Below are 25,050 nucleotides of genomic sequence, written 5' to 3'. Positions count from 1 at the left end.
TCTGCGTAACTGCTCGGCCGCTTCCCTGCCGGCGTCACAGCTCTTCGAGCCTAGTCCTGTACGGAGGAGTTCGGGACGGTGGCGGGGTCGGCGGTTCCGCCGGTCCGGGCGGCGGCGGTCCCCGCGGTCCGGGCGAGGGTTTCCGCGACACCGGCGGGGGCGGTCTCCGTGCCCCGGACAGGCGTTTCCGCGACACCGGCGGGGCCGGTCTCCAGGGTCCCGACGAGGACAGTGGCGTACAGCTCCTCGGAGACCCGGACCCGCGGGGTGAGCCCGGCGGCGCGCAGGATCTCCACCGCCACGTCGCGCTGCCGCTCACTGGCCTCCACCAGCAGGCTGCCGCCCGGGGCGAGCCACGCGGGCGCCTCGGCCGCGACCCGGCGCATCACGTCGAGGCCGTCGCCGCCCCCGTCGAGCGCGACGCGCGGTTCGTGGACGCGGGCCTCGGCGGGAAGCAGCTCGACATCGGCGGTCGGAACGTACGGAACGTTGGCGAGGAGCACGTCGACGCGGCCGCGCAGGCGGGCGGGAAGGGGGTCGAAGAGATCACCCTCGTACACCTCCCCCAGCTCGCCGACGTTGCGCCGGGCGCAGCGTACGGCGGCGGGTTCGACGTCGCAGGCGTGCAGGTCGACCCGGTCCAGGGCGGTGGCGAGGGCGACACCGAGCGCGCCCGAACCACAGCAGAGGTCGACGACGACGGCCCGGCGGGGTGCGAGGGCGGCGGCCTGCGCCACGAGGAACTCCGTACGCCGCCGGGGCACGAAGACGCCGGTGTCCACGGCGATGCGGCGACCGTGGAACTCCGCCCAGCCCAGGACGTGTTCGAGCGGGAGCCCGGCGGCGCGGCGCTCGACGAGGAGGGACAGTTCGTCCGGGGAGGCGGCGGCCTCAAGGAGGAGGGACGCCTCGTCCTCGGCGAAGACGCAGCCGGCGCGGCGGAGGGTGGCGACGGTGACAGAGAAGGAACTCACGGGGTGAACCGACATGCGGGGCCATGCCTTTCGGGAAATCCGATGGGCGCTCCGCGATCGGTTCGGGCCGTCCGGCCGGCTTGCCTACGCCGGTCGTGCGACGCGATCGTGCGAGGTGAGCACCCAGCCTGATCCAGCGGTAATGGGTCTCACCTCCTCGGTCCGTCCCCGTGCCGGCGCACGGGGGGTCGTAACACTACAACAGCCCGCGCAGGTGGGCGCGGGCTGTTGTCCGACCGTCGGCCGTCGTTCGGCCGTTGGCCGTCGTCCGACCGTCGGCCGTCTACAGGTCGACGCTGTCGCGCAGCTTCGTCGGCGTGAGGAACAGCGACGCGATGACACCGACCACCGCGATACCGGCCGAGATGAGGAAGATGTGGCCGGTGGCGTCCCCGTACGCGGCCCGGACGACTTCCTGGACCTGGGGCGGCATGGCGGCGACGTTGAGGGTGGAGCCGCCGGAGCCGGAGGCGGCGGGATCGATGCCGAGCGCGGCGAGCCCGTCGGTGATCTTGACGGACACCTGATGGGCGAGGACCGCACCGAGGACGGAGACGCCCATGGTGCCGCCGAGGGAGCGGAAGAAGGTGATGGCCCCGCTGGCCGCGCCGATCTCGCTGAGCGGCACGGTGTTCTGGAGGACGAGCACCAGGTTCTGCATCGACATACCGACGCCGACGCCCACGCCGAGCATCCCCAGCGACACCATCACGAGGGAGGTCTCGTGGTCGATGAAGGACAGCCCGAGGAAGCCGAGGGCGAGGACGACGACACCGGCGACGATGAACGGCTTGACCTTGCCGGTCCTGGAGACCAGGCGTCCGGCGACGGTGGAGGAGACGAGGACGCCCGCCATGAGCGGAATGGTGAGGAGCCCCGCCTCGGTCGGCGAGTAGCCGCGTCCGATCTGGAAGTACTGCCCGAGGAAGACCGCGCCCCCGAACATGGCCATGCCGACCGCGAGGCTGGCGACGATGGCGAGGGCGGGGTCGCGGCGGCGGACGACGTGCAGCGGGACGACGGGCTCCTTGACCCGCCCCTCGACGAGGACGGCCGCCCCGAGAATGACGGCACTCCCGCCGACCATCAGCCCGCTCTGCCAGGAGATCCAGTCGAAGTCGTCGCCGACGAAGGTGACCCAGAGGAGCAGCAGGCTGACCCCGGCGGCGATGAGCGACGCACCCAGGTAGTCGACCTTGGTGTCGGGCCGGCGGACCTCGACGAGGTGCAGGGTGCGGGCGAGCATCACGGAGGCGAGGAGGGTGAAGGGCACGGCGATGAAGAAGCACCAGCGCCAGCCGAGCCAGGAGGCGTCGGTGATGAACCCGCCGAGCAGCGGCCCGCCGACGGTGGCGACGGCCATGACGCCGCCGAGGTAGCCGTTGTAGCGGCCGCGCTCCTTCGGGCTGATCATCGCGGCGATGATCACCTGCACGAGCACCTGGAGCGCGCCCATCCCGAGCCCCTGAACGGCACGGAAGGCGATCAGCTGCTCGGTGGACTGGGCGAACCCGCAGGCGACGGACGAGACGACGAAGATCCCGATGGCTGTCTGGAGCAGGAGCTTCTTGCTGAACAGGTCGGCGAGCTTGCCCCAGATCGGGGTGGAGGCCGTGGAGGCGAGCAGGGTCGCGGTGACGACCCAGGTGTACTGCGACTGCGTGCCGTCGAGGGACCCGATGATCTGCGGCAGCGCGACCGAGACGACGGTGCTGCTGATCATCGCCACGAACAGCACGATGAGCAGCCCGCTGAGGGCCCGCAGGATGTGGCGGTGGTCCATGGGTGCGGCGGCGGGGGCCCCGGCCGGGGCGGCGGCGGTGTCTGCTGCGCTCACGCGCAACCTCCGGAAAAGTTCGTACGAGAGGCCCGTACGAGGTGTCGGCACCGGGTCGGTCCGAAGCCGTGCGCGACCTCGTACGGGAGGGAGAAGGCTTCACCATACATGCGCACTGAGCAATTTTGCCCACTGAGCAAGAATCTCACACCCGAGGGATGCGCCCGAGGGATAATGCGCCCATGGACAGCAGCACCGCGGGCCCGGGACTCCGGGAACGCAAGAAGGAAGCCACCCGCCAGGCGGTGCACGAGGCGACCCTGCGCCTGACGGTGGAGCACGGTTTCGACCAGGTGACGGTCGAGGCGGTGGCGGACGCGGCCGGAATCTCCCGCAGAACGTTCTCGAACTACTTCACCAGCAAGGAGGACGCTCTCCTCTACGGCGAGGAGCAGCAGATCAGGGCCCTGGTCCGCACGGTCCGCGACCGCCCCGCCGACGAACCCGCCTGGCCGGCCCTGCGCGCGGCGGTGGCCCAGTTCGCGGACCGCGTGGCACCCCCGGAACGCGAATGGGCGATCCGCACCCGCCTGGCGATGCGTCACCCCTCGCTCCTGGCCCGCCAGTTGGCCAACCACGCGACCCTGGAACGCGACCTGGCCGAAGCGGTGGCAACCCGCCCCGGCCCGCCATCCGCCCCCGTCCGCCCGATCGTCCTGGCGGCGGCCTTCCTGGCCTCGCTCCGGATCGCGATGCGCATGTGGATCGAGGAGGATCTCGCGCGGGAGCCGGCGGCGGTGATCGACGAGGTTTTGGACGAGATGGGGCGGGGGTTTGTGTGAGGGGCTCTCCTCCCGCGCGACCTAGCGGTCGGCCAGCACCCGACGGCGCCCCGCCTCAGGAATCCGGCTGACCGGACTCGGGCCGGCCGGAGTCGGGCTAGTCGGAGTCGGGCTGGTCGATGCGGATCTCGTAGGCGATCTCCCAGCGGATGTCCGGTACGACGACGTCGGCCGTCTCCACGGGGCGGCCCTCGCGGTCGAAGTACGTGCGCTCGATCTGGATGACCAGGTCGCCGATGGAGATCCCGAGCAGGTTGGCCTGTTCACGCGTCGCGCGGGCCGGGCGGGGCAGTTCGATGCCGGTGGCGATGTTCACGCCGATGGACCGCATGCGCTCGACGACGCCGATCTTGCCGTGCGGGCCCATCTCCGGGAGCAGGACCGGAGTTCCGTCCGTGATGGCCATCGGCTCCCAGCTCTTGGCGAGCTGTACGGGCAGGCCGTCGGCGAGGAATTCGTAGTCGGTCACGACGCAGAGGTCGCCGGGCTCGATCGCCAGGCGTTCCGCGATGTTCTCGGGGGCGGGGATGCGGGCCTCGCTGGTGCACTCCCAGTCCGCCTCGTGATCGAGCTCGTTCATGTCCGAGGCGAACGGACTCATAATCCGCTGCTCGCGGTGGCGTGAACGAACCATGCGCCGGCGCTCGCGGGCCCGACGGACGTACGTACCGGAACCGGCGCGGCCTTCGAGGATCCCCTCGATGATCAGGCGCTCCATGGCCCGCTGCGCCACGGACTGACCGACGCCGTACTCCTCCGCGAACCGCGCCCGGGACGGCAGCTTGTCGCCGACGGCCCATTCACCGGCTCGGATGCGAGCCCGCAGCTTGTCCGCCACCTGCAAGTACGGCGTATCACGTGGCATTTGAGCAGCTCCGTGTGTTCGGCGTCGATATGGGCGTCGCTGTTGACAAAGCTAACCCATCAGGTTGAAGCTGAATATTCAGCATTACATGGAGTGACATTCGGTTCACCAGGGGAGAAGTGTGCGCTCTGCACAAGCGCGGGTCGCGGCGCTGACCGGCATGCTCGGCGCCGCCACAGGCACCGAACCGCGCGTGGCCACCGACCTGGACGCCTTCCGCGTCGAGGCCGATCTCCCGCCCGAGTTGAGCGCGACCGCCCACGCGGCCGTCCTCGCCGCCCTGGCCACGGCGGACCGCTACGGGCACACCCGCACCCGTGCCGCCGAATACGTCTGGGCCGAGATCAGCAGAGAGGCGAACGTGACCACGACCGAATCCCCCGACACGGCCTACCGCGCCCTGCTCGGCCACACGACGACCTGCACCGCCTGCCGGACCGGGGCGGTCTGCCCCGACGCGGCGAAGCTCGTCCGCGTCTGGCGGGAGACCCGCCGATGAGGGCCCCGGCCCCACCATCCCCACCATCCCCACCAGCGACGGAGGCACCTGATGCGCAGCACCCGCCAGGCGTTACCGGCACCACCCGGGAGGCCCGGATGATCACCCTCTCCCCGACGGACGTCGTCGACTGCGAGGCCTGCTGGAACGCCCCGGTCACCGCCGCCCGGCAGACCCCCGCCGGCCGCGACCTGCTCTGCGAGGAGTGCGCGGAGGGCGACTACCCGCGCCGCGTCGACCTCTTCCCGCCGTTCGGTATCTACGGCCTGACGACCCGCAAGCTGCTGAACGACGGCCGGCACGGCAGCGGCCCCCCGAAGCTCCCGCCCGACCCGGGCCCGCCCCTGCCCAACCCTCCCCCGGCCCCGTCACCGCCGGGAACGCCACCGGTGTAGGGCCCGGCGCTCCCGCCCTGCCCGCGCCCCTCTTCGGATCAGCCGCCGAAGAGTTCGGGGTACGGGCAGGGCTCCGGGGGTACGCGGGCGGGGGACGGCGGACGTCACGTCGCACCCCCAGGCGACGGCGTCACCGCAGGTCGGCTTCCCGTCCATGCTCCCGTCGCCATGAACCGCTACCGTCTGCCACATGAAGTCCACGGCTCTGCCGGACAGTTGACTGGAGGGCGAAGAAGTCATGCGGATCAGCCATCCCACGCGGGACGAACTCCTGGACACGTTCCACCACATGCTGGCCTCCGTACTCGCAGGCGGCGGCATCCACTCCTGCTCCGGCCTCGACATGGAGACCGAGAACGCGCTCTGGGACGTGGCCAAAGCCCACCCGGACGTCTCCGACCAACTGATAGCCCAGGCACTGCGCGCCTTCGCGGACCAGCTGGACGGCTCCACGGCGGCCCGGCGGAAGGCGGCCCTGGAGCAGCGGTTCGCGGAGCATCTGGCGGAGCGACAACGCCAGGATCCCCGCTGAGGGCGGTAGCGGCACCTGCCGTGGTCGGGCCATTGTCAGTGCCACTCGCTAGAGTGCGCGGTGGTTGAAGACCGGTCAGACCTTCGAGGTACGCGGTCAAGGGGGGTGGGCACAAAGGTCCCCGGGAGCCACCTCGGGACTATGTTGGAAGCCGTGGATCCCCACCCCCCTCATCCTCCACAAGCGCGGACAGTTCCTCGGCCAGTTCCATACAGCGCAGGCGGGCCGGGGAGAAGTCGTAGGGCATCTTGCCGGTGGCTTCGAGCACGCCCATGTGGTCGGGCTCCCTCCTGCCCGAACCGGCCTCAGGGTGCGCAGTGTCCCAGGCATCGAAAAGGGCGTCGTCGTCCTCGTCGAGGCCGGACTCCTCGATGACGGCGTGCAGGGCGGTTTCGAAGGCATGCCGTTCGGCGGCGACTTGAGCGACTCGTGGGTCGTCGACGGCAACGCTGTCGTCGAGTGCCTCTTCGGCGGCGTCGATGCGATCGGATTCCTCCCGCAGAGCCGGATGCGTGGCCAGGGCGACGAACCGCGTCGCCTGGACGGCTGCTCCGAGCGGGCCGAAGATCCGCTCGGTGACGAGCAAGGTGTCCAGGTCGGCCTGGCGCAGGGAGCCTTCCGGCAGGCCCTTGAGGCGTTCGGTGACGAGGTCGGAGAGCAGGCCCACCCGGCTGCCCTCGACGCGCATCCGCTGCACGGCGGTCCGTTGACGCCGCAGTTCTGTCTCTTGCGCGGCGAGGGATTCCTCCACGCGCTCCAGCACGGCCTCGATGCCGTCTCCGTCCTGCGCGTCGGCGGGGTCCTCGGCGAAGGCGTCGCGAATATCCTCCAGCGCGATCCCGGCATCGGCCATCCTGCGGATCCACAGCAGGCGGATCATGTCCTCGTACCCGTAGCGGCGGCGGTCATCGCCACCCCGCTCGGGCTCGGGGAGCAGGCCGATCTCGTGGTAGTGGCGGATCGCCCGTGGCGTACAGCCGGCGAAGGCCGCCGCGTCACCGATCTTGACCTGACGGGGTGGCATGAAAGACGCGGGCATGGGCGGGGACCTTCTCTCAAGGGATCGGGGCGTACGTCCACCGGACCACATGACGCTACGGAAGGTGCAACCCTCTCCCTGGCGGGCATAGCTGTCAATTCTGAACGAACTGCCCAATAACTGCGCCCTTGTCGGCGCCATCGTCAACAAGGCAACTTCCTTGAAAGCGCAATCTTCTCCGGCCCTCTGGGGCATCCTGTTACCTGACGCATAGTGCAGCACTACTCAGTAGACACGACGACGGGTCCGAGGATGCACCTGGTAGAGGAATTTATTTCCAGATACATCAGAGAGTACGACTTCTACAGTCAAGCTGCCCGACTGGCAGCCGAAACGCTGGAAAGTAACCTCCACCGGTCAGGAATCCGCTGCATCGTCACCCATCGCGCCAAGGACATATCCCGGCTTGCCGAGAAATGCGAGAAGCGCAACGCGGAAGATCCCTACAGAGAAATTCAGGACATCTACAGCGACATTGTCGACCTGGCAGGCGTGCGCGTTGCCCTCTACTTCCCCGGAGACCGGGAGCGCGTGGACAGAATCATCAACAGGTTCTTCCACCTCCTGGAGGAGAGGCGAGATTTCCCGGATCCCGGAAAAGCCAACCCCTCCAAGAAATTCTCCGGTTACTCCGCCGCGCACTACAGAGCCCAGCTGTCCGAACGCAGCCTGGGGGACAGCGACAAGAGGTATGCCAAAGCGCGCGTCGAGATTCAGGTCGCCTCGGTCTTGATGCACTCGTGGTCCGAGGTCGAACACGACCTCATATACAAGCCGCTCGAAGGAGGCCTCTCCGAGGAGGAGCTCCATATCCTGGACCAACTCAACGGGCTGGTCCTGGCCGGCGAAATCGCCCTGGAAATGCTACAGAAGGCAGGAGAGGTTCGCGTCGCCAGCACCGACCGCACCTTCCTCAACCATTATGAACTCGCCGCCCATATACTCGCCCACGCGAACAAGGAACGCAAGAGCCCGGTCGGAGAGTCGGGGCTCGGCCGTGTCGACCTCCTCTTTCAGCTTCTCACCGATCTGGAGTTCAACACACCCAACTCGCTGGCACCCTTCATTTCATCCCTCCACGAGAATCTGGAAGAGCGCCCACTGGCCGATCAAGTCATCGATGCGATCATCTCCGAGGATCCTGAGCGGTACCGAAGGTTCGAGGAAATCCAATTCCAGATGAGCTTCTCGTCCATGAAGCCCCCTTCTTCCGACCAGCCCACGGTGTCCGATGAAATCGTTGGCCGATTCTGGTCCAAGTGGACAGCGCTGGAGAAAACCCTGCGCGGGCTCGCCGTCGTGGACCCCGAGGACACGCGCTTCGTGGGCGTGGGGGCTCTCATCAACAGGATTCCGAACCTCACCGAACCCCTCAAGCGTGAACTCGACTACCTGCGGCGGATCAGGAATGACCTGGTCCACAGCGGCGAGATACCCGGGGCGGCTTTCCTTCAGGAAGCGATCGAGAGGATCGTCGCCGTCACGGCTCGGCTGTCCAAGCTGAAGGAGCCTCCGCAGACCGGGTGAGCGGCCGACCGCCTCGGTAATCCCGCGACGGCCCGCAGACCGGCCCGGCACCCACCGGAACGCCCCGGGCCGGAGACTCATCGCCTCCGGCCCGGGACCACGCGTCGACGGCCCCAGCCGTCCGAACCACCGCTACAGCACCGGCAGCAGCGCCTTCAGCTCGAAGGCCGTGACCTCGCTGCGGTACTCCTCCCACTCCTGCTTCTTGTTGCGGAGGAAGAAGTCGAAGACGTGCTCGCCCAGGGTCTCGGCGACCAGTTCGCTCTTCTCCATCAGCGCGATCGCCTCGCCCAGGTTCTGCGGGAGCGGTTCGATGCCCATCGCCCGGCGTTCGGCGTCGGAGAGGGCCCAGACGTCGTCGTCGGCGCCGGCCGGGAGTTCGTAGCCCTCCTCGATGCCCTTGAGTCCTGCGGCGAGGAGGACCGCGTAGGTCAGGTACGGGTTGGCGCCGGAGTCGATGGAGCGGACCTCGACGCGGGCCGAGCCGGTCTTGCCGGGCTTGTACATCGGGACGCGGATGAGGGCGGAGCGGTTGTTGTGGCCCCAGCAGATGTACGAGGGGGCCTCGCCGCCCGCGCCGGCCGCGCGGGAGGAGCCGCCCCAGATGCGCTTGTAGGAGTTGACCCACTGGTTGGTGACGGCCGAGATCTCCGCCGCGTGCTTCAGCAGGCCCGCGATGAAGGAGCGGCCCACCTTGGAGAGCTGGTACTCCGCGCCCGACTCGTAGAACGCGTTGCGGTCGCCCTCGAAGAGGGAGAGATGGGTGTGCATGCCCGAACCCGGGTACTCCGAGAACGGCTTCGGCATGAACGTCGCCTGCACGCCCTGCTCCAGCGCCACCTGCTTCATCACCAGACGGAACGTCATGATGTTGTCCGCCGTCGACAGCGCGTCCGCGTAGCGCAGGTCGATCTCCTGCTGGCCCGGCGCGCCCTCGTGGTGACTGAACTCCACCGAGATGCCCATCGATTCGAGCATCGTGATCGCCTGGCGGCGGAAGTCCATGCCGACGTTCTGCGGCGTGTGGTCGAAGTAGCCCGAGCTGTCCGCCGGCGTCGGGCGGGTGCCGTCGACCGGCTTGTTCTTCAGCAGGAAGAACTCGATCTCCGGGTGGGTGTAGAAGGTGAAGCCCAGGTCGGACGTCTTGGCCAGGATCCGCTTCAGGACATAGCGCGGGTCCGCGAAGGACGGCGAGCCGTCCGGCATCAGGATGTCGCAGAACATCCGCGCCGTACCGGGAGCCTCCGCGCGCCAGGGCAGGATCTGGAAGGTGCCCGGGTCCGGCTTGGCGATCATGTCCGACTCGTAGACCCGTGCGAAGCCCTCGATCGCCGAGCCGTCGAAGCCGATGCCCTCGTCGAAGGCCTGCTCCAGCTCGGCCGGGGCCACGGCGACGGACTTGAGGAACCCGAGGACGTCGGTGAACCACAGCCGCACGAAGCGGATGTCGCGCTCCTCAAGGGTCCTGAGGACGAATTCCTGCTGCTTGTCCATTGCCACATCCTTGCAGTTCAGACGGTCCGTGCACCACCGCCCGGGGTAGGGGGACACTTCAGTATCGCGACCCGGGATTTCCCCCAGATTACGCACACGGTGTGAGAGAGAGCACTCGGCCACCCACTACGATCGGCGACCGAGCCACGGACGGCTCCGGGGCCCCCTCCCCCACCGGCTTCCCGCCCGTCCGCGCACCCCGGTCCACGGACCGTTCCCTCACCTCCCGGCCCTTCGCAGAAGGACTCCACACACATGAGCTTCGACCCCCGGTACCCCCAGCCCCCGGCCCCCGGCCCCCCACCCTGACGCGCGCTCCACCCGCAACCGGGCCATCGCCATAGGGCTGAGCGCCGCCGTCGTGGCCGGTCTCGTCGCTTTCGGGTCGTTCCTGCTGCTGGAGAACTCCGCGGCCGACGAGAAGTCCGACAACGCCTCGGCGGCCCACGACGGCAAGCACCCGGGCGGGCACGGCGACGCCACGGGCGGGGCCGTCGCGGGGCTGAAGTCCTGGGACGCGGCACAGCTCGGCCGCGACCACGTGGCGGGGGCGGTCGACTATCCGATGAAGCCTCCGGTCGGCGGCAACCACAACCCGTCCTGGATGAACTGCGACGGCGACGTATACGAAAACGCCGTTCCGGACGTCAACGCCGTCCACGCCCTGGAGCACGGCGCGGTCTGGGTCACGTACAACGACAAGGCCGCCGACAGCGATGTGGCCGCGCTCGCCGAGCGCGTCAGGAAGACCCCGTTCACCCTGATGAGCCCGTACGCCGGCCAGGAAGGCGCGATCATGCTCAGCGCCTGGGGCAAGCAGGTCACCGTGGACTCCGCCGACGACCGGCGGGTGGACCAGTTCCTCGCCCGGTACGTCCAGGGCGCCCAGACGCCCGAGCCCGGCGCCCCCTGCACCGGCGGGCTGGAAACGGCACCGCAGTGACCGGTGTGACCGGCATGACAGACACGACGGATACGACGGATACGACGGATACGACAGCCGGTGCCGAACGGCTCAAGACCGCGCGCGTCCGGTGGGCGGCCGGGGTCGCCGTGGCCCTCGCCCTGCTCTTCGCCGGGGCCGCCGCCGTCGCCGCCGCCCGCGAGGACGGTTCGGCGCCCCGCGCGGCCGGCGCCCCCGCCTCGGACTCCGTCGACGCCGGGTTCGCCCGGGACATGGCCGTCCACCATCAGCAGGCCGTCGAGATGTCGTTCATCGTCCGCGACCGTACGGACGACGAGGACGTACGCCGTCTCGCGTACGACATCGCCAACACCCAGGCCAACCAGCGCGGCATGCTCCTCGGCCGGCTCGACCTCTGGGGGCTGCCCAAGGTCGCGGGCGGCGACGTTCCCCCGATGGCCTGGATGGGCGGGGACGGCGGGCATGAGCACGGTGGGCACCATCCCGGCGGTGGCGGCGACGGTGTGCTCATGGCGGGGATGGCTTCCCGCGCCGAGCTGGAGCGGCTCGCGCGCCTCGACGGCCAGCAGGCCGAGGTCTTCTACCTCCAGCTCATGACGGACCACCACAAGGGCGGCGTCGTCATGGCCGAGGCCTGCGCCTCCCGGTGCACCGTCCCGGTGGAGCAGCGGCTCGCCCAGGGCATGGTCGAGGGGCAGCAGTCCGAGCTGGGGCTCATGCGCGACATGCTCACCGAGCGGAAGGCCCGCCCCCGGTCCTGAGCCCGGGAGGCCACAGCCCGGACGACGCGCGTCAGCTTGCAGCCCCTCGTCCGCGCACCCGAACGGGTGATTGCGGTCGCGCGTGCCCGCCCCGCCGATGACGATGGGTGCGCTCGGGGCCGTACGGCAGTGCCATCGGCACGCAGGAGGAAATCCCCCATGACGACCGCCAAAGACATCATGCACAGCGGGGCCCGCTGGATCCCGGCCCACGAGACCCTCGACCGTGCGGCGCAGTTGATGCGCGAGCACAACGTGGGCGCCCTGCCCGTCTCCGCCGAAGGCGACTCGGACCGGATGATCGGCATCATCACCGACCGCGACATCGTCGTCGGCTGTGTGGCCAAGGGGCACGATCCGTCGAAGGTCACGGCGGGCGATCTCGCGCAGGGCACGCCCCGCTGGATCGAGGCGGAGGCCGATGTGGACGCGGTCCTGGAGGAGATGCAGACCCACCGCATCCGCCGGCTCCCCGTCGTCGAGAACAAGAGGCTGGTCGGCATGATCAGCGAGGCCGACCTCGCCCAGCACCTCACCGAGGAGCAGATCGCGGGCTGGGCGGAGAAGGTCTACTCCCGCAGCTGAAGGTCTACTCCCGCAGCTGACAGAGCGAGCCCGGCGCCCCCGCTCCGCTTCGGCGGAGAGGCGTCGGGCCGCCGTCCGTCGGTATACCCGCCGGGGGTAGGGTGGCCCGCATGGCGGGCAGAGCGCGGAGCAGGAGCGTGACGTACGGGCAGCTGATGCTGTTCGCCGCGCTGCTGTTCGGCATCGTCACCATGCATACGGTCGGGCATCCGGTCGGCCATCCGGCCGAGCACAGCGGATCGGCCGCGATGCCGACGGCCTCCGCGCCGTCGGCCGCCATGGGCGAGCATCCCCCGCCGCACGACTCCCCCGGCACCGACGCCCCCATGAGCGGCATGGATCCGCTCTCCGTCTGCCTCGCCGTCCTCGGCGCCTGGAGCCTCGCCCTCGTCGGTTCCTGGCTGCTCGGCCTGCGCGCCGACGGGCGGCCTCTCGGTACGCCGACGATTTCCGGGCTCCTGCGTGTGCTGCGGCCGAATCCGCCTCCCCCGATATCGGTGCTCGCAAGCGTCTCGGTGCTGCGTATTTAGGAGTGGGCGTCTCACCTCCGCCCCTTCTCGAAACCACCAAGTTCTTCAGAGGTGTCTTCAGCATGCCCATGCACCGACCCACCCGACGCGCCGTGCTCGGCGCCGCTCTCGCCGTCGCCGGTACGGGAGCCCTCGCCGCCTGTTCCGACGGCGGCGGCGGTCACGGCGGCGCCCACTCCCCCGGCGGCGGGGCCCAGGACTCCGGTACGTACGTCTCGCCCGGCGGCAAGGAGGTCGAGGCGGCAGAGGCGGCGCGCGGCTCCGGGCCCGTACGGAAGGTCTCCCTCACCGCCACCCGGACCCGGCTCGATCTGGGCGGCGGCACCACCGTCGCCTCCTGGGCCTACGGGGACCGGCTGCCCGGGCGCGAGGTGCGGGTGACGGCTGGGGACACCCTCGCCCTCACCCTCGCCAACCACCTCCCGCAGCCCACCTCCCTGCACTGGCACGGGCTCGCGCTGCGCAACGACATGGACGGGGTCCCCGGGCTGACCCAGCGGAACATCGCCCCGGGGGCCGCGTTCGCCTACCGGTTCGCCGTACCGCATCCGGGGACGTACTGGTTCCACCCGCACTCCGGCGTCCAGCAGGACCGGGGGCTGTACGCGCCGCTGATCGTCGAGGACCCGAAGGAGCCGTTGGCGTACGACAAGGAGTGGGTCGTCGTCCTCGACGACTGGGTCGACGGGGTGGACGGTTCGACGCCCGACGCCGTGCTCAAGGAGCTGTCCGGGGGGATGGGGCATGGCAGCGGCGGGATGGATCATGGTGCGCACACCATGGCCGGTTCCGGTGAGGACGATCCGGAGGGCGGTGGTCCCTCTCGGATGATGATGGGGGCCCGTAGTGAGGCGCTCGGTGGCGATGCCGGTGATGTCGCCTATCCGCACTACCTCGTCAACGGGCGAATCGCGGACGATCCGGAGACGTTCGAGGCGCGGCCCGGTGACCGTATCCGGCTGCGGATCATCAACGCCGGCGGCGACACCGCCTTCCGCGTCGCGCTCGGCGGGCACCGGATGACCGTGACGCACACCGACGGGTTCCCGGTCCGGCACACCCCGGGGGACGCGCTGCTGCTGGGGATGGGCGAGCGGTACGACGTCCTCGTCACCGCCGGGGACGGGGTCTTCCCGCTGACCGCCCTGGCCGAGGGGAAGAAGGCCGCCGCCCTCGCCGTCCTGCGGACCGGGAGCGGGGCCGCGCCCGCCGCCTCCGTACGTCCCAGGGAGCTGGAGGGGGAGGTGGTGCAGGCGGGGCGGCTGGTTCCGGATCCGTCCGTCGCGCTGCCCGTCCGGCTGCCGGACCGGACGATCCGGATGCGGCTCACCGGCGGGATGGCGACGTACGACTGGGCCTTCGACGGGCAGCCGTACGACGCGGAGCGGCGGCGGCCGGTGGAGGCGGGCGAGCGGGTGCGGCTCGTCTTCGACAACGGGACGGCCATGTGGCATCCGCTGCATCTGCACGGGCACACCTTCGCGCTCGGCGGGAGCGCGGCCGGGGCCCGTAAGGACACCGCGATCGTGCTACCGCACCGGTCGCTGACCGTGGACTTCGACGCCGACAACCCGGGGCTGTGGATGGTCCACTGCCACAACGTCTACCACGCGGAGGCGGGGATGATGGCGGTCCTCGGGTACCGGGGCTGAGTCCTCGGGGACTCTGCGGGTCGGTGCGCACAACCGTCCCACCTGCGGTTTCGGTGGGCCGGGGCAGATTTTGCCCGGCCCGCCGGGACATCGCGTCAGAAAGACGATTACACTGGCGGACGTGCCTCAACTACGCCTCGCACTGAATCAGATCGACTCGACCGTCGGCGACCTCGCCGGCAACTCCGAGGCGATCGTCCACTGGACCCGGCACGCCGCCGAACAGGGCGCCCACCTCGTGGCGTTCCCCGAGATGGTGCTGACCGGATACCCCGTCGAGGACCTGGCCCTGCGGTCGTCCTTCGTCGAGGCCTCGCGGCAGGCGCTCCGCGCGCTGGCCGCCCGGCTCGACGCGGAGGGCTTCGGCGAACTGCCGGTCGTCGTCGGTTACCTGGACCGCTCCGAGCACGCCGCGGCGCGCTACGGACAGCCGGCCGGCTCCCCGCGCAACGCCGCCGCGGTGCTGCACCGCGGTGGGATCGCACTCAACTTCGCCAAGCACCACCTGCCGAACTACGGCGTCTTCGACGAGTTCCGGTACTTCGTGCCGGGCGACTCGATGCCCGTCGTCCGGGTCCACGGCATCGACGTGGCCCTCGCGATCTGCGAGGACCTGTGGCAGGACGGCGGGCGCGTCCCGGCCGCCCGGTCCGCCGGGGCCGGGCTGCTGCTCTCCATCAACGCCTCGCCGTACGAGCGGGACAAGGACGACACCCGGCTGGAGCTGGTCCGCAAGCGGGCCCAGGAGGCCGGGTGCACCACGGCCTATCTGGCGATGATCGGCGGTCAGGACGAGCTCGTCTTCGACGGTGACTCGATCGTCGTCGACAAGGAGGGCGAGGTCATCGCCCGCGCCCCGCAGTTCTCCGAGGGCAGCGTGATCCTCGATCTGGAGCTGCCGGCGGCGGCGACCGTGGCGCCCTCGGGCGTCGTGGACGACGGGCTGCGGATCGACCATGTCGTGCTGTCGGACCGGCCCGTGGACGCGTACGAGCCGGAGCTCGCGGGCGGGTACGCGGAGCGGCTGGAGGACGAGGAGGAGATCTACTCGGCGCTGGTCGTGGGGCTCCGCGCGTACGCTGCGAAGAACGGTTTCAGCAGCGTGCTGATCGGGCTCTCCGGCGGCATCGACTCGGCGATCTGCGCGGCCATCGCGTGCGATGCGCTCGGTGCGCAGAACGTGTACGGGGTGTCCATGCCGTCGAAGTACTCCTCGGAGCACTCCAAGGACGACGCGGCCGAGCTGGCGCGGCGTACCGGGCTCAACTTCCGTACGGTGCCGATCGCGCCGATGTTCGACGCGTACATGGAGTCGTTGCAGCTCACGGGGCTGGCCGAGGAGAACCTCCAGGCGCGGCTGCGCGGTACGACGCTGATGGCCATCTCCAACCAGGAGGGGCAGATCGTGCTGGCGCCCGGCAACAAGTCGGAGCTGGCGGTCGGTTACTCCACGCTGTACGGGGACGCGGTCGGGGCGTACGGGCCGATCAAGGACGTGTACAAGTCGGCCGTGTTCCGGCTGGCGAAGTGGCGCAACCGGGCTGCGGAGGAGCGGGGGCAGACCCCGCCGATTCCCGAGGCCTCGATCACCAAGCCGCCGAGTGCGGAGCTGCGGCCGGGGCAGGTCGACACGGATTCGCTGCCGGACTACGAGGTCCTGGACGCGATCCTGGAGCTGTACGTCGACCGGGACCAGGGGATGGAGGCGATTGTCGCGGCCGGGTTCGATGCGGAGCTGGTGGCGAAGACGTTGCGGATGGTGGATACGGCGGAGTACAAGCGGCGGCAGTATCCGCCGGGGACGAAGATTTCGCCGAAGGGGTTCGGGAAGGATCGGCGGTTGCCGATTACGAATCGGTGGCGCGAGTCGTCTTAGCGGGGTGGGTGGTTGCCGGGGGCGTCCGGCGGCCGCCTTTGTCCTCAAGCGCCGGACGGGCTGGGTTCCACGTGAGGGGCCGGTCCGTCCGGCGTGCCGGTTCCGTCCTCAAGCGCCGGACGGGCTGGGGTTGCCGGGCGGGCCCGGGGTCGATGTTGCCTCGGGCCCGCCCGGCGTTTCGGTTCCGTCCTCAAACGCCGGACGGGCTGGATGGGGCGCCGGGCGGGCTGGGTTCCACGTGGGTGGCCGGCCCGCCCGGAGCAACGGTTCCGTCCTCAAACGCCGGACGGGCTGGACTGGGTGCCGGGCGGGCTGAATTCGCCGCCACCACTCGGGAGCGGGGCTTGCCCCCGTTCCGGTCCAAGTAGCCCGCCGTTGCTGCTATCGCCAAGCCCGCCACCGCCAGCACCGCGCCCACGAACGCCGGGGACGTCCAGCCCCAGCCCGCCGCGATCGCCACGCCGCCCAGCCAGGCGCCGCCCGCGTTGGCCAGGTTGAAGGCGGAGTGGTTGGAGGCGGAGGCCAGGGTCGGGGCGTCCTTTGCCTTGTTCATGACCAGCATCTGGAGCGGAGTCGTCGTCATGAAGCCGACGGCGCCGAGCAGCACCACCATCGCCAGCGCCGCCCACTGCACGTGCACCGTGAACGGGAACGCCACCAGGACCACCGCGAGGGCGCCGAGCGATCCGTACAGCGTCGGGCGCAGGGCGCGGTCCGTGAGGGGGCCCGCGGCGAGGGCGCCCAGGGTCATGCCGATGCCGAAGAGGGCCAGGACCAGGGTGACGGACGACTCGCCGAAGCCCATCGCCTTCGTGGTCATGGCCGAGAGGTACGAGTACACCGCGAAGACCCCGGCGAAGCCGAAGACCGCGGTGAGCAGGCCGAGGAGCACCTGACGGTTGCCGAGGGCGCGCAGTTCGCGGCGTACGTCCTGGTGAGCCTCGACCGGGATACGGGGCACCAGGCGGGCCAGGGCCGCCATCGCCGCGAGGCCGATCGCCGCGACGACCAGGAAGGTGGCCCGCCAGCCGAGGTGCTGGCCGAGGAGGGTGGCGGCGGGGACGCCGACGATGTTCGCCACCGTCAGGCCGAGGAACATCGTCGCCACCGCCCGCGCCTGGCGGCCCTCGGAGACCAGCCGGGCGGCGACCACCGCGCCGACGCCGAAGAACGCGCCGTGCGGGAGACCGGCGAGGAAGCGGCCCGCGACCAGCCAGCCGAAGTCCGGTGCGAGCGCGGAGGCCAGGTTGCCGACGGTGAACAGCGCCATCAGGAGCAGCAGCATCTTCTTGCGCGGGACGCGGGAACCCAGGCCGGTGAGCAGCGGTGCGCCGAGGACGACGCCGATCGCGTACGCCGAGACGAGGTATCCGGCGGTGGGCACGGACGTGCCGAGGTCGTCCGCCACGTTGGGCAGCAGGCCCATCATGACGAACTCCGTCGTGCCTATGCCGAAGGCGCTCACGGCCAGGGCGAGGAGGGCCAGGGGCATGGGGAGGGGACCTTTCACAATGCGGTGGTGCTGAGCGGGGCGGGGGCGCGCGCACGGCAGGAAGCCGTTGCCGGGGCACTCGGGGTGCCTGGCAACGGCTCACGCCAGCCATATGTAAGTTACTGGAACAAATTGTCGCAGACGTTTGTGCCGGGTCGCCCACCGCCAGGTGAACGGCTCGTTGCGGCCGTCCCCCCGGCTGTCTCCCCGGGCGTTCTCACAGCTCCACGCGGGCCGCGATCGGGAGGTGGTCGCTGTCGGTCGCCGCGAGGGTCCAGGAGGCCATCGGCTCGACGCCCTTGACCATGATCTGGTCGATCCGGGCCATCGGGAACGAGGCGGGCCAGCTGAAGCCGAAGCCGTCGCCCGCCGCGCCCTGGGTGGAGCGCATCTGCGCGGTGACCGCGTTGAGCGAGCGGTCGTTCATCGTGCCGTTCAGGTCGCCGAGGAGGACGACCCGCTTCACGCGCTCGTCGGCGATGGCCTCGCCGAGCGCGTCGGCGCTGTTGTCGCGCTGGTTGGCGGTGAACCCGGCGTGCAGCTTCACGCGCACGGACGGCAGGTGGGCCACGTACACCGCGACCTCGCCCTGCGGGGTCTTCACCGTCGAGCGCATCGCCCGGGTCCAGCCCATCTTGATGTCGACGGGCTTGGTGTCGGCCATCGGGTACTTGCTCCACAGGCCCACGGTGCCCTGGACCGAGTGGTACGGGTAGCGGCCGGCCAGCGACTTCTCGTACGTGGAGACCTGCCGGCCCGGGAGTTCCTGGAGCGCCACGATGTCCGCCCCGGATCCGGCGACCTGCTGCGCGGTGCCCTCGGGGTCGGGGTTGCCCGCGTTGACGTTGTGGGTGGCGACGGTCAGGTCACCGCCGCCGCCGGACTTGTCGGTGAGCAGGCCGCCGAACACGTTGAGCCAGACCACGACGGGCAGCAGGAGCGCGATCAGGGCGGTCGCGGAGCGCCGCAGCAGGCCCAGGACCAGCAGCACCGGGATGAAGAGCGCGACCCACGGCAGGAACGTCTCGATGAGGCTGCCGAGGTTGCCGAGGCGGTTGGGGATCTGCGCGTGGACGACCATCAGCAGGGTCAGCAGCACCGAGCAGAGGGCCAGGAGGATGCCGCGCCGCCAGATGCCCGGGTCGGACGTCAGTCTGTCCCGCAGGCCCCGGAAGCGGGATCCGCGGGCCCCGGGCTGCTCCGCGCTGCCGTTGTCCGTGTCCGCTCCGTACGCCTGCACCATCGCGCTGTCCTCACTGCCTTGCCCTGCACATCGCCGCGCCCTCGACCCTAGGTGATGGGCGGCGTCTTTCCCGCCGTCGACCTACCGGCCCGCCGGGCTGCCGGCCTGGCGGCCCGCCCGGTGTTCCGTGTCCGACGGCCGTACGGAGATCCCGTACGGAGACCAGGACGACGAAGTCGGGAGGACGGGTTCCGGCCCGGGGCCCGCCGGGGCGGCTTGTGACAGAACGATCACACTCGTGCCGCGGGGGCGAGCCCCTGGAGCAGGGCGGCGATGATGCGGTCCGCGAGGTCGTCGGGCAGCGGCGCGTCGGGGCGGTGCACCGTGCGGACGAGCATGGGGCCGACGAAGAGGTCGTCGATCAGCTCCACGTCGAGGTCGTCGCGGAGTTCCCCGGCGGCGACCGCGCGCCGCACCGCCTCCAGCATCGCGACGCGGCGGGGGGCGATGACCGTGTCGTGGTACTCGTTCCACAGCTTCGGGTGGCTCTTCATCTGGGCGAAGATGTTGACCAGGAGCACCGAGGAGCGCTGGGCGAGGCCCCGGGTACGCAGCGACTCCAGCATCACGCGCAGGTCGGCGAGGCCCGCCGTGCCGGAGACGGGCGGGTCGGTGGGCTCCATGTCGCGTACGACGTCGACGAACAGCTCCTCCTTGCCCGACCAGCGGCGGTAGATCGTGGCCTTGCCGACGCCCGCCGTACGCGCGATGCGCTCGATGGAGAGGGCCGCGAGCGGTTCGCCCGCCTCCAGGAGGGCGATGACGGCGTCCAGGATCGCCCGCTCGGCGGCGGCGGAACGGGGCCGTCCGCGCCGGGGCTCCGGATCGGGGGCTCCGGGCGATGCCCCGGTCGGCGTACCGGCTGATGCCCCAGGCGGAGCCCCGGTCGGTGTACCGGCTGATGCCCCGGCCGGAGTACCGGTCGGAGCCCCGGCGGGAACAGCGGACGACGTCCCGGCTGACGCCTCAACCGGAACCTCGGCCGACGCCCCGGTCGGCGTACCAGCTGCTGGTGCCCCGGCCGAAGCCTCGGTCGGCGTACCGGCCGGGGTGCCGGCCGACGCCCCGGCCAGCGGCTCGCCCCCGTCCCGTGCCCCGTGCCGGTTCCGCTCGCCGTCCTGGCCTTGCACCGTGAAGCCGCCTCTCGCCGCGCCGTCGTCGTTCCTCGTACGTTCGTTCGCCGTACGTTCCGCGTACGTCCGTCGCCTCGATTCTCGCCGACCCGGGGCGCCCCGATCGACGGGCCTCGTCGGGGCAGCGGTCAGCTGGTCAGCTGGTCCGCCGGAGGGCGGGCTTCCTCGGGGGCCCCGGGGGTCTCCGTCGCCGCCGGAGGGCGGCCCGGCAGGAACAGGCCGACGACCACGGCGCCGATCAGCGCCACGGCCGCCGAGCCGAGCGCCGTCACGTGCATGGCGCTGATGAACGCGTCGTTGGCAGCGGCGACCAGAGGCTTTCCGGCCACCGGGCCGAGCTTCTCCGCGACGCCGAGCGTGGCCTCGATGGACTCGCCGGCCACGTCCCTGACCCCGGCCGGGACCGCGCCGAGGTGGCCCTCGATGTCACCCCGGTAGACCGTGGAGAGCACCGAGCCGAGGACCGCGATCCCGAGCGCCCCGCCGACCTGGCGGAACGTGTTGTTGACGGCCGAACCGGAACCGGCCTTCTCCCGGGGCAGCGCCTGCATCACGGCCACGGTGACCGGCGGCATGATGTGCGCCATCCCGGTGCCCTGGACGAAGAAGACGAGGCACATCACCCACACCGGCGTACCGGCGTCGAACAGGGCGAAGCACGCGAGTCCCGCCGCGACCAGCAGCATGCCGGCCGTGCAGACCGCGCGGGCGCCGAAGCGGTCGACGACCAGCCGGGCCCGGGGCGCGAAGATCATCTGGGCGGCGGCGAGCGGAAGGATCAGCAGGCCCGACTGGAGGGCGCTGTACCCGCGCACGCTCTGGAGGTAGAAGGCGGAGAAGAACGTCACGCCCATGAGCGCGAAGAAGACCAGCGCTATCGCGGCGACGGCGGCGGAGAACGCGGGCTTCCGGAAGTACGTGATGTCGATCGCCGGGTGGCTGCTGCGCTTCTCGTGCCAGACGAATCCGGCCAGCACGAGCAGCCCGCCGGCGATGGCGAGGAGGACGGTGGTGTCGGTGAAGTCGGCCAGTTCGCCGCCCCGGATGATCCCGTACACCAGCAGGACCAGGCCCACGATGGAGAGCGCGACGCCCAGCGGGTCGACCTTGCCGGGCTTCGGGTCGCGGGAGTCGGGGACCAGGATCGCCATGGCGATCACGGCGAGGACCACCACGGGGACGTTCACCAGGAAGATCGAGCCCCACCAGAAGTGCTCCAGGAGCAGCCCGCCGGTGATCGGGCCGATGGCGATGCCGAGGCCGACGCTGCCCGCCCAGATGCCGATGGCCTTGGGCTGCTCGTCGCGCTCGAAGACGTTCATCAGGACGGCGAGGGTGGCGGGCATCACGAAGGCGGCGCCGAAGCCCATCAGCGCCCGCCAGGTGATGAGCTCACCGGGCGAGGCGGAGAACGCGGCCAGGGCGGAGCCGAGGCCGAAGACCAGGGTTCCCGCGAGGAGGACCTTCTTGCGGCCGATCCGGTCGCCGAGGAGGCCCGCGGTGAACAGCAGTCCGGCGAAGACGAGCGTGTAGGAGTTGATCGCCCACTCCAGCTCGCTCTGGGTGGCGCCGATGCCGGTGGGGGCGGGGCTGGCGATCGTCTTGACCGCGACGTTCAGGATCGAGTTGTCCAGCACCACGATGAGCAGGCTGAACATGAGCACGGCGAGGATCCACCAGCGGCGGCGGTGGATCGCCTCGGGAACACGGGGCACGGCGGGCGCGGCGGGCGCGCCGGACGATATGGGCATGGGGAAGAGCCTAACCCCATTTCGATACGAGACCGTCTCGTATTGTTAAAGCTTTCCCCAACGGTCCCGGGACGGTGCCCGCGGGCCCGCTTCCCGAGTGGGCGGGCCCACTTCCCGAGTGGTGGGGCGGGATGCCACCATGGAAGGGATCCGGGGACGCCGTCAGGGCGCCTCGAGATGACGAAGGAGCCGTTGGCCATGTCGCTTCAGGCTGCACAGAAACAGAGTTCGACCTCCCCCGCGGGCCCGTCCGCCGACAGCAGCAAGGCGCTGTACGGAGGGACGTCCACCCGCCGCATCACCGTCCACGACATCGCCGCCGCCACCGAGCGCGGCGAGAAGTGGCCCATGCTCACCGCCTACGACGCGATGACCGCGTCCGTCTTCGACGAGGCCGGGATCCCGGTCATGCTCGTCGGGGACTCGATGGGCAACTGTCACCTCGGCTACGAGACCACCGTGCCCGTCACGATGGACGAGATCGCCATGCTGTCCGCCGCCGTCGTCCGGGGCACCAAGCGCGCCCTGATCGTCGGCGACCTGCCCTTCGGCTCGTACCAGGAGGGCCCCGTCCAGGCGCTGCGCAACGCCACCCGGCTGATCAAGGAGTCGGGCGTCGGCGCGGTCAAGCTGGAGGGCGGCGAGCGGTCCCACGAGCAGATCCGGCTGCTGGTCGAGGCCGGTATCCCGGTCATGGGCCACATCGGCCTGACCCCGCAGTCCGTCAACGCGATGGGCTATCGGGTCCAGGGCCGCGGCGAGGAGGCCGCCCAGCAGCTGCTGCGGGACGCCAAGGCCGTCCAGGACGCGGGCGCGTTCGCCGTCGTGCTGGAGCTGGTCCCCGCCGAGCTGGCCGCCGAGGTCACCCGTACGCTGCACATCCCGACCGTCGGCATCGGCGCCGGTTCCGGGACCGACGCGCAGGTGCTCGTCTACACGGACATGGTCGGGCTGACCGGCGGCAAGGTACCGCGCTTCACCAAGCAGTACGCCAACATGCGCCAGGTGCTCGGTGACGCGGCGAAGGAGTTCGCGGACGAGGTCGTCGGGGGCACGTTCCCGGCGCCGGAGCACACCTTCCACTGATTCCCCTCTGATCCCCGTCTCCCCCGGCCGCCGCCGCTCCGCAGCTTGCCGGCGGCGGCGCCCATCAGCCATTTCCCGCACCACCGACAGCCCGCCGACATCCCCCATCGGCGGGCTGTCGCACGTCTGGAGCCCGTATCGGCGGTCTGTCGGTGAGCTGTCGGTGGGCGCTGGTCTGCTGGTGGACATGGAACGAATCGACAAGAACCCCGGCAGCGGCCGGAACGCCGTCGAGGTGCGGGGGCTGGTCAAGCACTACGGCGAGACCAAGGCTCTGGACGGCGTGGACCTCGATGTGCGCGAGGGCACCGTCCTCGGTGTGCTCGGCCCCAACGGCGCCGGCAAGACCACCCTCGTACGCTGCCTGTCCACCCTGATCACCCCCGACGCCGGCCACGCGGTCGTCGCGGGCTACGACGTGGTGAAGCAGCCCCGGCAGCTCCGCCGCACCATCGGCCTGACCGGGCAGTACGCCTCGGTCGACGAGAAGCTCTCCGGCTGGGAGAACCTGTACATGATCGGGCGGCTGCTCGATCTGCCCCGCAAGCAGGCCCGGGCCCGCGCCGACGAGCTGCTGGAGCGGTTCTCGCTCACCGAGGCCGCCAGGCGGGCGTGCATGGAGTACTCCGGCGGGATGCGCCGCCGCCTCGACCTGGCCGCCTCGATGATCGGCAACCCGTCCGTGCTGTATCTGGACGAGCCGACGACCGGGCTCGACCCCCGGACCCGTAACGAGGTCTGGGACGAGGTGCAGCGGATGGTCGCCGAGGGCGCCACCGTCCTGCTGACCACGCAGTACATGGAGGAGGCCGAGCAGCTCGCCAAGGAGCTGACGGTCATCGACCGGGGGAAGATCATCGCCCGGGGCGGGGTCGACGAGCTGAAGGCCAAGGTCGGCGGCCGCACCCTGCACATCCGGCCCTCGGACCCGGCGGAGCTGCCCGCGATGGCCCAGGCGATCCGGGAGGCCGGACTCGACGGTGTCGCCGGGGCGCAGGCCGTGCCGGACGAGGGGCTGCTGTACGTCCCCATCCTCAGCGACGAGCAGCTGACCGCCGTCATCGGGCTGCTGGGCGTGCGCGGGTTCTCGCTCGCCCATGTCTCCACCGCCCTGCCCAGCCTGGACGAGGTGTTCCTCGCGATCACCGGCGACAAGGCCTCCCCTCTCTCCGACCCGGCTCCCCAGGAGGTCGCCGCATGAGCACCACCACCACGACACTGACCCCCGCGCCCGCCGGGTCCCCGGGCCCCGCGCCCGCGAAGGCGGCCGTGGCGGCGGAGGGCCGGATCGGTCTCCGGGCCAACCTCCGGCACATCGGGGCCCTGGCGCGGCGCAATCTGCTCCAGATCAAGAAGGACCCGGAGTCGATGTTCGACGTCCTTCTGATGCCGGTCATCTTCACGCTGCTGTTCGTGTACGTCTTCGGCGGCTCGGTCGGCGGCAGCCTCGGCGGAAACCGGCAGGACTATCTGAACTACCTGGTGCCGGGGTTGATGGCGATGATGGGCATGAACATCGCCATGGCCGTCGGGAGCGGCGTCAACGACGACTTCCGCAAGGGCGTCATGGACCGGTTCCGGACGATGCCGATCTCGCGCTCCTCGGTCCTCATCGCGAAGATCGTCGTCGAGCTGGGCCGGATGATGGTCGCCATCGTCATCCTGCTCGCGATGGGCTTCGCGCTCGGCATGACCCTGGGCACGTCGGTGCTCGGCCTGCTGGGGGCCGTGGCCCTGTCGGCGGTGTTCGGCGCCGCCATCATGTGGATCTTCATCGTGCTCGGGCTGGCCATGAAGACGGCCCAGGCGGTCCAGGGGATGGGCATGCTGGTGCTGATGCCGCTCCAGTTCGGGTCGTCGATCTTCGCGCCGCCGACGACCATGCCGGGCTGGCTCCAGACCTTCACCGACTACAACCCGCTGTCGAACCTGGCGGACGCGGTGCGCGGCCTGATGATGGGCGGCCCGGTCGCGAACTCCGTCTGGGTCACGCTCGCCTGGACCGCCGGCATCACGCTGGTGATGGCTCCGCTGGCGGTGTCCAAGTTCCGCAAGAAGGCCTGAACTGCGGA

23 protein-coding genes are annotated in these 25,050 nt (G+C 70.5%); 14 read left to right on the top strand and 9 right to left on the bottom strand.

The features are described 5' to 3' along the window. Positions 1-50: 50 nt before the first annotated feature. Both A3Q37_RS29990 and A3Q37_RS29985 read right to left on the bottom strand, forming a co-directional pair. On the bottom strand, positions 51-989 hold the full coding sequence (locus A3Q37_RS29990; RefSeq protein WP_255311985.1) for a putative protein N(5)-glutamine methyltransferase: 939 nt from the start codon (positions 987-989) through the stop codon (positions 51-53). A 268-nt stretch (positions 990-1,257) separates the two neighbouring features. Next, positions 1,258-2,757, bottom strand: a complete 1,500-nt coding sequence (locus A3Q37_RS29985; protein ID WP_065489350.1) for an MFS transporter — start codon at positions 2,755-2,757, stop codon at positions 1,258-1,260. Between the two features lie 236 nt (positions 2,758-2,993). Here A3Q37_RS29985 and A3Q37_RS29980 point away from each other — a divergent pair, with 236 nt between their 5' ends. Beyond that, complete coding sequence (locus A3Q37_RS29980) at positions 2,994-3,593, top strand: TetR family transcriptional regulator (RefSeq protein ID WP_065489305.1); 600 nt, start codon at positions 2,994-2,996, stop codon at positions 3,591-3,593. A gap of 97 nt (positions 3,594-3,690) precedes the next feature. Here A3Q37_RS29980 and A3Q37_RS29975 read toward each other — a convergent pair whose 3' ends face one another. Then, on the bottom strand, positions 3,691-4,458 hold the full coding sequence (locus tag A3Q37_RS29975; RefSeq protein WP_065489303.1) for a GntR family transcriptional regulator: 768 nt from the start codon (positions 4,456-4,458) through the stop codon (positions 3,691-3,693). A 160-nt stretch (positions 4,459-4,618) separates the two neighbouring features. On the opposite strand from A3Q37_RS29975, the gene A3Q37_RS29970 reads away from it, so the two are divergent. The 3 genes from A3Q37_RS29970 (at position 4,619) to A3Q37_RS29960 (ending at position 5,884) form a co-directional block, all read left to right on the top strand. Beyond that, positions 4,619-4,957, top strand: coding sequence for a hypothetical protein (locus A3Q37_RS29970; protein WP_065489349.1), 339 nt, complete (start codon positions 4,619-4,621; stop codon positions 4,955-4,957). Positions 4,958-5,055: 98 nt separating this feature from the next. Next, positions 5,056-5,352: a hypothetical protein gene (locus A3Q37_RS29965; protein ID WP_065489301.1), complete on the top strand. Its 297-nt coding sequence runs from the start codon at positions 5,056-5,058 to the stop codon at positions 5,350-5,352. Between the two features lie 238 nt (positions 5,353-5,590). Then, a complete protein-coding gene (locus A3Q37_RS29960) occupies positions 5,591-5,884 on the top strand; it encodes a hypothetical protein (protein ID WP_065489299.1) in 294 nt (97 codons plus the stop codon). A 139-nt stretch (positions 5,885-6,023) separates the two neighbouring features. Here A3Q37_RS29960 and A3Q37_RS29955 read toward each other — a convergent pair whose 3' ends face one another. Next, positions 6,024-6,923, bottom strand: coding sequence for a MerR family transcriptional regulator (locus A3Q37_RS29955; protein ID WP_065489297.1), 900 nt, complete (start codon positions 6,921-6,923; stop codon positions 6,024-6,026). Between the two features lie 252 nt (positions 6,924-7,175). On the opposite strand from A3Q37_RS29955, the gene A3Q37_RS29950 reads away from it, so the two are divergent. Further along, a complete protein-coding gene (locus A3Q37_RS29950; RefSeq protein ID WP_065489295.1) occupies positions 7,176-8,450 on the top strand; it encodes a GTP pyrophosphokinase family protein in 1,275 nt (424 codons plus the stop codon). Positions 8,451-8,582: 132 nt separating this feature from the next. Here the strand turns inward: A3Q37_RS29950 and glnA are convergent, their stop codons facing one another. Next, entirely contained in the window at positions 8,583-9,944 is a 1,362-nt protein-coding gene (gene glnA / locus A3Q37_RS29945; RefSeq protein ID WP_065489293.1) for a type I glutamate--ammonia ligase, read from the bottom strand. A gap of 361 nt (positions 9,945-10,305) precedes the next feature. Here glnA and A3Q37_RS29940 point away from each other — a divergent pair, with 361 nt between their 5' ends. From A3Q37_RS29940 to A3Q37_RS29915, 6 genes are all read left to right on the top strand, one after another. Then, positions 10,306-10,887 carry a DUF3105 domain-containing protein gene (locus A3Q37_RS29940; RefSeq protein WP_255311983.1) on the top strand — a complete coding sequence of 194 codons (582 nt, stop codon included), beginning with the start codon at positions 10,306-10,308 and terminating at the stop codon, positions 10,885-10,887. A 14-nt stretch (positions 10,888-10,901) separates the two neighbouring features. After that, entirely contained in the window at positions 10,902-11,630 is a 729-nt protein-coding gene (locus tag A3Q37_RS29935; RefSeq protein WP_065489346.1) for a DUF305 domain-containing protein, read from the top strand. A gap of 159 nt (positions 11,631-11,789) precedes the next feature. Then, a complete protein-coding gene (locus A3Q37_RS29930; protein WP_065489289.1) occupies positions 11,790-12,215 on the top strand; it encodes a CBS domain-containing protein in 426 nt (141 codons plus the stop codon). 110 nt (positions 12,216-12,325) lie between these two features. Next, positions 12,326-12,745 (top strand): DUF6153 family protein, encoded by a 420-nt coding sequence (locus A3Q37_RS29925; RefSeq protein WP_065489287.1) that lies wholly within the window; start codon positions 12,326-12,328, stop codon positions 12,743-12,745. Between the two features lie 62 nt (positions 12,746-12,807). Then, complete coding sequence (locus tag A3Q37_RS29920) at positions 12,808-14,397, top strand: multicopper oxidase family protein (protein ID WP_065489285.1); 1,590 nt, start codon at positions 12,808-12,810, stop codon at positions 14,395-14,397. Between the two features lie 121 nt (positions 14,398-14,518). Beyond that, positions 14,519-16,273 (top strand): NAD+ synthase, encoded by a 1,755-nt coding sequence (locus A3Q37_RS29915; protein ID WP_065489279.1) that lies wholly within the window; start codon positions 14,519-14,521, stop codon positions 16,271-16,273. Between the two features lie 190 nt (positions 16,274-16,463). Here A3Q37_RS29915 and A3Q37_RS29910 read toward each other — a convergent pair whose 3' ends face one another. From A3Q37_RS29910 to A3Q37_RS29895, 4 genes are all read right to left on the bottom strand, one after another. Continuing rightward, positions 16,464-17,765: an MFS transporter gene (locus tag A3Q37_RS29910; RefSeq protein ID WP_065489277.1), complete on the bottom strand. Its 1,302-nt coding sequence runs from the start codon at positions 17,763-17,765 to the stop codon at positions 16,464-16,466. Between the two features lie 217 nt (positions 17,766-17,982). Continuing rightward, complete coding sequence (locus A3Q37_RS29905) at positions 17,983-19,008, bottom strand: endonuclease/exonuclease/phosphatase family protein (protein ID WP_065489275.1); 1,026 nt, start codon at positions 19,006-19,008, stop codon at positions 17,983-17,985. 230 nt (positions 19,009-19,238) lie between these two features. Then, the gene (locus A3Q37_RS29900) at positions 19,239-20,138 is read right to left on the bottom strand and encodes a TetR/AcrR family transcriptional regulator (protein ID WP_079138046.1); all 900 of its coding nucleotides are present in this window, start codon (positions 20,136-20,138) and stop codon (positions 19,239-19,241) included. Positions 20,139-20,269: 131 nt separating this feature from the next. Next, positions 20,270-21,892 carry an MFS transporter gene (locus tag A3Q37_RS29895; RefSeq protein WP_065489270.1) on the bottom strand — a complete coding sequence of 541 codons (1,623 nt, stop codon included), beginning with the start codon at positions 21,890-21,892 and terminating at the stop codon, positions 20,270-20,272. A gap of 198 nt (positions 21,893-22,090) precedes the next feature. On the opposite strand from A3Q37_RS29895, the gene panB reads away from it, so the two are divergent. From panB to A3Q37_RS29880, 3 genes are all read left to right on the top strand, one after another. Beyond that, entirely contained in the window at positions 22,091-22,978 is an 888-nt protein-coding gene (gene panB, locus A3Q37_RS29890; RefSeq protein ID WP_065489268.1) for a 3-methyl-2-oxobutanoate hydroxymethyltransferase, read from the top strand. A gap of 187 nt (positions 22,979-23,165) precedes the next feature. Further along, positions 23,166-24,179 (top strand): ATP-binding cassette domain-containing protein, encoded by a 1,014-nt coding sequence (locus A3Q37_RS29885; protein ID WP_065489345.1) that lies wholly within the window; start codon positions 23,166-23,168, stop codon positions 24,177-24,179. Beyond that, positions 24,176-25,042, top strand: coding sequence for an ABC transporter permease (locus A3Q37_RS29880; RefSeq protein ID WP_065489264.1), 867 nt, complete (start codon positions 24,176-24,178; stop codon positions 25,040-25,042). Before A3Q37_RS29885 ends, A3Q37_RS29880 begins: the two co-directional genes overlap by 4 nt. The last annotated feature ends 8 nt before the right edge of the window (positions 25,043-25,050 follow it).

Source organism: Streptomyces sp. PTY087I2, assembly GCF_001687325.1.
Lineage (GTDB): Bacteria > Actinomycetota > Actinomycetes > Streptomycetales > Streptomycetaceae > Streptomyces.
The sequence above is the reverse complement of the archived record's forward strand: the minus strand, read 5'-3'. Positions and strand labels throughout refer to the sequence as shown.

Excerpts from the sequence above, each read along its gene's own strand:
- A3Q37_RS29880 (WP_065489264.1), top strand. The coding sequence starts at position 24,176 with ATGAGCACCACCACCACGACACTGACCCCCGCGCCCGCCGGGTCCCCG.
- panB (WP_065489268.1), top strand. The coding sequence starts at position 22,091 with ATGTCGCTTCAGGCTGCACAGAAACAGAGTTCGACCTCCCCCGCGGGC.
- A3Q37_RS29970 (WP_065489349.1), top strand. The coding sequence starts at position 4,619 with ATGCTCGGCGCCGCCACAGGCACCGAACCGCGCGTGGCCACCGACCTG.
- A3Q37_RS29985 (WP_065489350.1), bottom strand. The coding sequence starts at position 2,757 with ATGGACCACCGCCACATCCTGCGGGCCCTCAGCGGGCTGCTCATCGTG.
- A3Q37_RS29955 (WP_065489297.1), bottom strand. The coding sequence starts at position 6,923 with ATGCCCGCGTCTTTCATGCCACCCCGTCAGGTCAAGATCGGTGACGCG.
- A3Q37_RS29950 (WP_065489295.1), top strand. The coding sequence starts at position 7,176 with ATGCACCTGGTAGAGGAATTTATTTCCAGATACATCAGAGAGTACGAC.
- A3Q37_RS29980 (WP_065489305.1), top strand. The coding sequence starts at position 2,994 with ATGGACAGCAGCACCGCGGGCCCGGGACTCCGGGAACGCAAGAAGGAA.
- A3Q37_RS29920 (WP_065489285.1), top strand. The coding sequence starts at position 12,808 with ATGCCCATGCACCGACCCACCCGACGCGCCGTGCTCGGCGCCGCTCTC.
- A3Q37_RS29905 (WP_065489275.1), bottom strand. The coding sequence starts at position 19,008 with ATGGTGCAGGCGTACGGAGCGGACACGGACAACGGCAGCGCGGAGCAG.
- A3Q37_RS29885 (WP_065489345.1), top strand. The coding sequence starts at position 23,166 with ATGGAACGAATCGACAAGAACCCCGGCAGCGGCCGGAACGCCGTCGAG.
- A3Q37_RS29965 (WP_065489301.1), top strand. The coding sequence starts at position 5,056 with ATGATCACCCTCTCCCCGACGGACGTCGTCGACTGCGAGGCCTGCTGG.
- A3Q37_RS29990 (WP_255311985.1), bottom strand. The coding sequence starts at position 989 with ATGTCGGTTCACCCCGTGAGTTCCTTCTCTGTCACCGTCGCCACCCTC.
- A3Q37_RS29935 (WP_065489346.1), top strand. The coding sequence starts at position 10,902 with ATGACAGACACGACGGATACGACGGATACGACGGATACGACAGCCGGT.
- A3Q37_RS29925 (WP_065489287.1), top strand. The coding sequence starts at position 12,326 with ATGGCGGGCAGAGCGCGGAGCAGGAGCGTGACGTACGGGCAGCTGATG.
- A3Q37_RS29975 (WP_065489303.1), bottom strand. The coding sequence starts at position 4,458 with ATGCCACGTGATACGCCGTACTTGCAGGTGGCGGACAAGCTGCGGGCT.
- A3Q37_RS29960 (WP_065489299.1), top strand. The coding sequence starts at position 5,591 with ATGCGGATCAGCCATCCCACGCGGGACGAACTCCTGGACACGTTCCAC.
- A3Q37_RS29930 (WP_065489289.1), top strand. The coding sequence starts at position 11,790 with ATGACGACCGCCAAAGACATCATGCACAGCGGGGCCCGCTGGATCCCG.
- A3Q37_RS29895 (WP_065489270.1), bottom strand. The coding sequence starts at position 21,892 with ATGCCCATATCGTCCGGCGCGCCCGCCGCGCCCGCCGTGCCCCGTGTT.
- A3Q37_RS29910 (WP_065489277.1), bottom strand. The coding sequence starts at position 17,765 with ATGCCCCTGGCCCTCCTCGCCCTGGCCGTGAGCGCCTTCGGCATAGGC.
- glnA (WP_065489293.1), bottom strand. The coding sequence starts at position 9,944 with ATGGACAAGCAGCAGGAATTCGTCCTCAGGACCCTTGAGGAGCGCGAC.